Here is a 6,736-nt window from a genome sequence, read left to right on the forward strand (position 1 = left end):
GAATCTCCTCCTTAGGCTTGGACCGCAATCCCGATCAACCGGTGCCCACCCCCAAGCTTCCCGCTTGCGGAGCACCGGGATCACGGTGCATCAGCATGAGGCCGCTGCGGCCGGCAAAGCCCGTTAGGGTCCATGAGACGGCGTTAGAAGGTGTGAAGCCTTCCCCAACACGCGGCTGCCGCTCGGCATTTGCAAAAGCCGAGGAAGCCCTGACATTCGTTCGCGCACGAATTCTGTTTCTCGGGCGGGAAAGCCCGAAGCGCGGCCGAAGGGGATGCTGCCCTGGCTGTCAGCGCCAACGGCGCTGCCAAGCACTCGGTGGGAGAACCGGATGTCTGGACGCTGGGCGCCGTGTCTGCCGCTGACCGATGAGGCCGCCGTACTGAAGGTCCGCGCGACAGAAGACTCTTGGAATGCCGGTGATCCCGCTAGCGTGTCCCTCGAATTCAGCCTCGACACGGCCTGGCGAGACCGCATCGACCTGCTGCGCGGCCGCGCCGCGGTCGTCCGCTTCCTACAGCGCAAGTGGAGCCGGGAGCTCGACCATCGCGTGGCGATGGAGCTTCTGCTCCACAGCGGCGACCGGATCGCGCTCCGCTTCATTTCCGAGTGGCATGACGACTCCTGGAACTGGTTCCGGTCCTTCGGCAACGAGAGTTGGGAGATCAATGCCGCCGGACTGGTGGCTCGCCGTATTGCGGCGGTGAACGACCAGCCGATCCGCAGCGCCGAGCGGCGCCTCCACTGGGCTCGCCCGGGGCCGAGACCGGAAGATCATCCCGGCCCAGCCGATCTCGGCTTGTGAGCCGTGATGCCGGGCCAGGGGCGCGGCCTGGCGGCGCAGGCGTCACGCGGCCCGGCCGATCCGGTCGCCGGCCGGATCACGCAAGGCCGATGCGCCTCGCCCCCTCGCGAAACAGGCTTTCGCCTCCGGGTGTGGGCTGCATCGCGGTGATGAGATCGCCAACGTGGTAACTTGGCAGAGCCCTGCGGATGGCGGCGACATGGGCGCGTGCCTCGTCGCTCCGGCCGGCGAGGCCAAGGGAGACGGCGGCGATCCCGAGGATATGCGCATGAGCATTCGGACGGGCGGCGGCCTTCACGCCGGCCTCGGCGGCCTCCTCGAACCGCCCAAGGCGGACGAGGGCCATGGCGCGCGCGCCGAGCATGCCGAAGACCATCGGGTCGAAGGGGCTGAGCCGGAGCGCCTGGTCGGAGGCCACGACGGCGGTGCCCGGATCGCCGGTCAGCGAATGGACGAAGGCGAGCGTGTAATGGCCGAGCGCGAAGTTCGGACTCAGCTCCACGGCCTGGCACAATTCGTCCACGGCATGGTCGTGGCGGCCGCGCAGCCAGAGCGCGCGGCCCATCGCCCAATGCGCCGCAGGGTCGCGGTCGTCGGCCATCAGGCCCTGCCCGGCGGCGGCATAGGCGCGCTCGATCTCCCCCTCGCGCCCTGCCCAACCCTGGAATGCGTTCTGCCAATGCGTGAATGACAGGCCAGCATGGGCACGCGAGAAGGTCGGGTCGAGGCGGATGGCCGCCTCGAAGAAATGCCGGGCTCGCTCGTTGTCCAGCCTGTTGAACCGGTACATGTGCCAGAGGCCGCGGTGATGCGCCTCCCAGGCGTCAAGCGCGTCCGGAGGCCGCAGGATCGCGCGGTTGCGCTCGGCCGCCTCGATCTCACCAGCGATTGAGGCGACTGTCCTGTTGCCGATCTCGTCGAGAACCTGGAAGGCGTCGTCTACCTCATGGTCGAAGACCTCCGCCCAGACGATCCGGGCACTCTGCGCCTCGGCGAGCTCGACCGCCACGGTGAGGCGCCTGCCGCGGCGCTGCACCGACCCGCTGACAACGTAGTCGACACCGAGCATCCGGCCCGCCTCCGCCGCGGCGACGCCCCGCTCCCGGAGCGCGAACACGGTCCCCTGCCCGATCACGAACAGGCTGCGCAGCTTGGCAAGCCGCGTGATGACGTCGTGGACCAAGCCGTCAGCAGGCCCACCGCCCGGCGCCTTCGGCCCTGCCGCCATCTCGGTGAAGGGCATCACCGCGACGGAGCCCCGATGGGCTGCGGCGGGGGCTCCATCCGTGGCGGCGCCAGCCGAAAGGGGGGCCGCGGCCGTCCGGAGCCGCGGCGCGTCGCACGCCTGTGTACTGGCCGCCTGCCACAGGGCGCGCAGGGGTGCGACGTCGAGGCCATCGGCCTCGAACAGCCGCACCGTCGCCGAGAGGTGCTCCTCCGCCTCCCGTATGCGGCCGCGCCGGGCGAGCGCTGCCAGCATGGCTTTGTGGGGGCGGAGGTCGAACGGGGTGAGCTCAAGCCATCGATCGAGGGGGCCGAACGCCTGCTCCTCCGGGAGCCGGCTGGCGAGCCGTTCCAACAGCGCGGCGCGACAGTCCCGGAAGTGGCGCCGCTGCGCGACGAGCCAGCCCTCGAAGGCGAACAGGCGCTCGAGCTCTAGCCCCTCGAGAAAATCGCCAGCGAAAAGCTCGGTCAGCGCCCGCAGCTGCTCGGTGGCGAGCGCCTCGACGCCGGTCCGTACGGCCCGGGCGACCTCGGTCACGTCCACAAAGCAGTCAGCGAGGTCGAGCCGGACAGCGTCCATCCCGGTCTCGACCCTGCGCCGGCCGGGTTCGTCAAGGACGCTCCTGATCCGGCTCAGGCACCAACGGAGCTCGCTGCGCGGATCGTCGGGGAGGTCCCACAGCAGCTCGCACAAATGGCTCCGTTGGGCCGGGTGCGGTGCCAGTACGAGATAGGCCAGGAGCGCGCGCACCTTGCGTGACGCCGGCAAGGCCAACTGTACGCCCGCGCGAATGACCGTCAGCGGCCCGAGGAGCCGGATCTCCAGCGGCGAGGCGCCATCGCCCCCGCCCCGGGGGTCCGTTTCCATGCGCATTCCCATGCCGGCTCCCACGCTGGCCCCCATGCGCCGCCGCCAGAGTAGCCAAGGACAGGACGCGTGGGGCGGCGACCCCGGAGGTCCTCTCCGCGCAGTGGGCGGACGGCATACCAGCGAACCGCCGGAGCGGAGAGCGGTGGTGCTCGCCGCCCGCGAGGCCTGCGCCGGCCCGCGACGCAAAGGGTGCCGTACCCGGTGAGGGCGGCGCAACGAGAAACCATAATCGCTAGGAGAACGACCATGTCAGCATCCGCAGCCCTGTCGAACCAAGCTTCCGCCCCCGTTGACCTCGCGGCGGTCAAGACCCGCCAGCAGGCGACCTGGGCGACCGGCGACTACGCCGTCGTGGGCACCACCCTCCAGATCGTCGGCGAGCGCGTCTGCGAGGCAGTGGACCTGCGAGCCGGCGAGCGCGTGCTCGATGTCGCCGCCGGCAATGGCAACGCCACGCTCGCGGCGGCCCGCCACTTCGCCCAGGTGACCTCCACCGACTATGTCGGCGCCCTGCTCGACCGCGGCCGGGAGCGCGCCACCGCCGAACGCCTCCCCGTCGTGTTCCGGGAGGCCGATGCCGAGGCCCTGCCCTTCGATGACGGCAGCTTCGACGTCGTGCTTTCGACTTTCGGCGTCATGTTCACGCCGAACCAGGAAGCGGCGGCGGCCGAGCTCGTCCGGGTCGTGCGGCCGGGCGGCCGGATCGGGCTCGCCAACTGGACGCCCGATGGATTCATCGGTCAGCTCTTCCGGACGATCGGTCGGCACCTGCCGCCGCCAGCCGGCGTGCGCTCGCCTGCGCTCTGGGGTACGGAGGCGCGCCTGGCCGAGTTGTTCCCGGGCCATCGGATCGAGGCTTCCACGCAGGTCTTCAACTTCCGCTACCGCTCGCCGGATCACATGCTGGAAGTCTTCAGGACCTATTACGGGCCGGTGAACCGAGCCTTTGCGGCACTCGACCCTGAGAAAGCCGCGGCCCTGGAGGGCGACGTCCGCCGGCTGTTCGGCCAGATGAACCGTGGCGGCGCGGACACCTTAATCGTGCCGAGCGAGTATCTTGAGGTCGTCGTGACGCGGTCGTGACCGCAGGCGGCTGACCGGTTGGAACTCGCGTACCGGCTGGCCATGATGGCATCCCAGAGTGTCATGTCAGCCGCTAATGTAAGGTCGAGACCATGGCGTTGGTCTCGTCGGGGTAAGGCCGTTGGGATCGGCTGCCAACTGGCGGCGGCTCGAGGGACTGGCCGGGTTTGATGGCCGGGCGACACCAGCCGCCTTACCGCCATGTCGCCCCGGCCGGCTACCGCTTCCCGCACACCCTGCGGATCGCCGAGGAAGTGCCAGAAGCACGCGGTATTACCGTCACCCATGACACGAACCGGCAAGGCACGCAGGCGCAGCGTCATGCAGCGCTTGCACGGCCCGCGGCGGGGGGCGTGCGCGCATCGGCGGCGGGCTGGACCCCATCCATCTGCTGCTGGGCCCAGAGCGCGTGATGTTCCCGCGCCCAGTTGAGATCCACGCGGCCGGTGGTCATGGCGCTCGCCGCGCCCTCCATCCCGAGCGTGCCGATGTAGATATGCCCCAAGATGCCCGCTATCAGCAGCATGGCAAGTAAGGCATGGACTATCTGGGCCCATTGCTGGCCCCGGATCTCGGTGACGGTGAAGGGAAAGATCAGCAGGAAGCCACTGACGGCGACCGCGCCGCCGCCGAGCACCGTCATCCAGAACACCGCCTTCTGCCCGGCATTGAACCGGGCCGCCGGCGGGTGCCGGTCGCCCACCATTCCGCCACCCTGCCGCAGCCAGGTGATGTCGCCACGGTCCGGGATATTGCCGCGAACCCAAAGCGCGAACATCACCAGGATACCGAGAGTGAAGGGGAATCCGAGGAAGTTGTGTGCCAGCTTGCCCGCCGTGGAGAGGGCGGTGAAGGCTTCGGGCCCGATCCAGGGCAACAGCAGCCAGCGGCCGAAGGTCAGGTTCAGGCCGGTCAGGGCAAGCACAATGAAGCAGCTTGCCACCATCCAATGATTGGCCCGCTCGAGCGCATTGAACCGGGGCAGGGTTCGCCCAGACCATCCATTGCGGATACGGATTCGTCCGCGCCAAAGGAAGAACAGCCCAATCGACGCCAAGGCTCCGGCCTGGATCGCCGCGCCGGCCCAGGGCAGCCAGACGCTGTGGACCTGGCGCCAATCATGGCCCTCAGGCTGGATGAGGTTAGCTGACTTCCTGTCCGGAATCGTAACCCAACCATGGATCCGGCCCCCATCTCGGGCGGCCCGGGTCTCTTCCGTCTCTGCCGAGGGCTGGCCATGGTCGCCGAACGGGATGTAGGCCGGCCCGGATCCTGGCCCGGAACCGGCAGGTTGGGCGATGACGCCGGGCTGGCCAATATTCGGCTCTGCCGGGCCGGGGCGGAGCGGCACCGACATCGGTGGCGCACCGGTATCGCTTGGCCGGCTTGGGGCGTGATCCAGCTCCGCGCTGTCGGGCGGCTGCGAGCCGTGGGCGCCGTCATGCGCGGCGCCAACCTCCGGCACCGGCGCCTGCCGTTCGGGCGCTGCGGGCCGGGGCTGTGCCGCAGCCAAGGCGGCGACGCCCAGGACAAAGGCGCCGGCGAGGACGACAGTCCGGTTCATGTGCCGATGTCCTGCTGATAGGCGGTGCGCCAGCCCCAAGCACCGGAGCCGTATCCCCGGTGCTGCACCCGCTCCCGGTAGATGCTCGCAATGATGTCGCCATCGCCGGCCAGCAACGCCTTGGTCGAGCACATCTCGGCGCAGAGCGGCAGCCTGCCCTCGGCCAGGCGATTGCCGCCATATTGCTGGTACTCGGCCGCTGAGAAGTCGGCCTGCGGCCCGCCGGCGCAGTAGGTGCACTTGTCCATCTTGCCGCGCCCGCCGAAATTGCCGACGCGCGGATATTGCGGCGCGCCGAAGGGGCAGGCGTAGAAGCAATAGCCGCAGCCAATGCACAAATCCTTGTCGTGCAGCACCACATGATCGGCGGTGACGTAGAAGCACGAGACCGGGCAGACGGCGGCGCATGGCGGATTGGTGCAGTGCATACAGGCCATCGAGACCGAGCGCTCGCCCGGCCTGCCGTCGTCCAGCGTGATGACGCGCCGGCGGTTGATGCCCCAGGGCACCTCGTTCTCGTTCTTGCAGGCGGTGACGCAGGCGTTGCAATCGATGCAGCGGTCGCTGTCACAAAGGAATTTCATGCGGGCCATGGCGCCACCTCGTCAGGCCGTCAGGATCTGGCAGAGGGTGACCTTCGTCTCCTGCATGAAAGTCACCGGGTCGTAACCATAGGTCGTCACGGTGTTCGCGCTCTCGCCGAGCACGTAGGGGTCGGCGCCGGGCGGATAAAAGCGCCTGCGGTCCTCGCCCTGCCACCAGCCGCCGAAATGATAAGGCATGAAGGCGACGCCGCGGCCGACCCGGCTGGTCACTTGCGCTTTCACTCGCACCCGGGCGTTGCTTTCCGGGCCATGGACCCAGACCCAGCCGCCGTCCACAATCCCGCGCGCCGCCGCATCCCCGAGATTGATCTCGACGAACATGTCCTGGCGCAGCTCGGCGAGCCACTTGTTGGAGCGGGTCTCTTCGCCGCCGCCCTCGTACTCGACAAGGCGGCCGGTGGTGAGGATGATGGGGAAGTCCTTCGCCAGCACCAGCGACCGCGCCTGGATGCTCTGGCCCAGATGCGGCATGCGGAAGCCACGGCGGTCCGGCAGGGTCGGATAGCGCGCAATCAGGTCGGTGCGTGTCGTGTAGATCGGCTCGCGGTGCACCGGCACCGGGTCCGGCAGGTTCCAGGCCACGG

At 69.1% G+C, this 6,736-nt stretch carries 6 protein-coding genes; 2 read left to right on the forward strand and 4 right to left on the reverse strand.

Translation table 11 applies throughout. The features are described 5' to 3' along the window. Positions 1–331 precede the first annotated feature (331 nt). The gene (locus AC5JJ1_RS14485; RefSeq protein ID WP_495785815.1) at positions 332–805 is read left to right on the forward strand and encodes a DUF1348 family protein; all 474 of its coding nucleotides are present in this window, start codon (positions 332–334) and stop codon (positions 803–805) included. Between the two features lie 76 nt (positions 806–881). On the opposite strand, the gene AC5JJ1_RS14490 is transcribed toward AC5JJ1_RS14485, so the two are convergent. Further along, positions 882–2,897, reverse strand: coding sequence for a BTAD domain-containing putative transcriptional regulator (locus AC5JJ1_RS14490; RefSeq protein ID WP_495785810.1), 2,016 nt, complete (start codon positions 2,895–2,897; stop codon positions 882–884). Positions 2,898–3,251: 354 nt separating this feature from the next. Here AC5JJ1_RS14490 and AC5JJ1_RS14495 point away from each other — a divergent pair, with 354 nt between their 5' ends. Then, positions 3,252–3,983 (forward strand): class I SAM-dependent methyltransferase, encoded by a 732-nt coding sequence (locus AC5JJ1_RS14495; RefSeq protein WP_495785811.1) that lies wholly within the window; start codon positions 3,252–3,254, stop codon positions 3,981–3,983. 319 nt (positions 3,984–4,302) lie between these two features. On the opposite strand, the gene AC5JJ1_RS14500 is transcribed toward AC5JJ1_RS14495, so the two are convergent. The 3 genes from AC5JJ1_RS14500 to AC5JJ1_RS14510 all read right to left on the reverse strand — a co-directional run. After that, positions 4,303–5,547, reverse strand: coding sequence for a formate dehydrogenase subunit gamma (locus tag AC5JJ1_RS14500; RefSeq protein ID WP_495785812.1), 1,245 nt, complete (start codon positions 5,545–5,547; stop codon positions 4,303–4,305). After that, the gene (gene fdh3B / locus AC5JJ1_RS14505) at positions 5,544–6,131 is read right to left on the reverse strand and encodes a formate dehydrogenase FDH3 subunit beta (RefSeq protein ID WP_495785813.1); all 588 of its coding nucleotides are present in this window, start codon (positions 6,129–6,131) and stop codon (positions 5,544–5,546) included. The genes AC5JJ1_RS14500 and fdh3B overlap by 4 nt, the downstream gene beginning before the upstream one ends. 21 nt (positions 6,132–6,152) lie before the next feature. Further along, the coding region (locus AC5JJ1_RS14510) for a molybdopterin dinucleotide binding domain-containing protein (RefSeq protein WP_495785814.1) at positions 6,153–6,736 on the reverse strand (584 nt) is incomplete at its 5' end.

It is taken from the genome of Belnapia sp. (assembly GCF_059504005.1).

Excerpts from the sequence above, each read along its gene's own strand:
- fdh3B (WP_495785813.1), bottom strand. The coding sequence starts at position 6,131 with ATGAAATTCCTTTGTGACAGCGACCGCTGCATCGATTGCAACGCCTGC.
- AC5JJ1_RS14500 (WP_495785812.1), bottom strand. The coding sequence starts at position 5,547 with ATGAACCGGACTGTCGTCCTCGCCGGCGCCTTTGTCCTGGGCGTCGCC.
- AC5JJ1_RS14485 (WP_495785815.1), top strand. The coding sequence starts at position 332 with ATGTCTGGACGCTGGGCGCCGTGTCTGCCGCTGACCGATGAGGCCGCC.
- AC5JJ1_RS14490 (WP_495785810.1), bottom strand. The coding sequence starts at position 2,897 with ATGGAAACGGACCCCCGGGGCGGGGGCGATGGCGCCTCGCCGCTGGAG.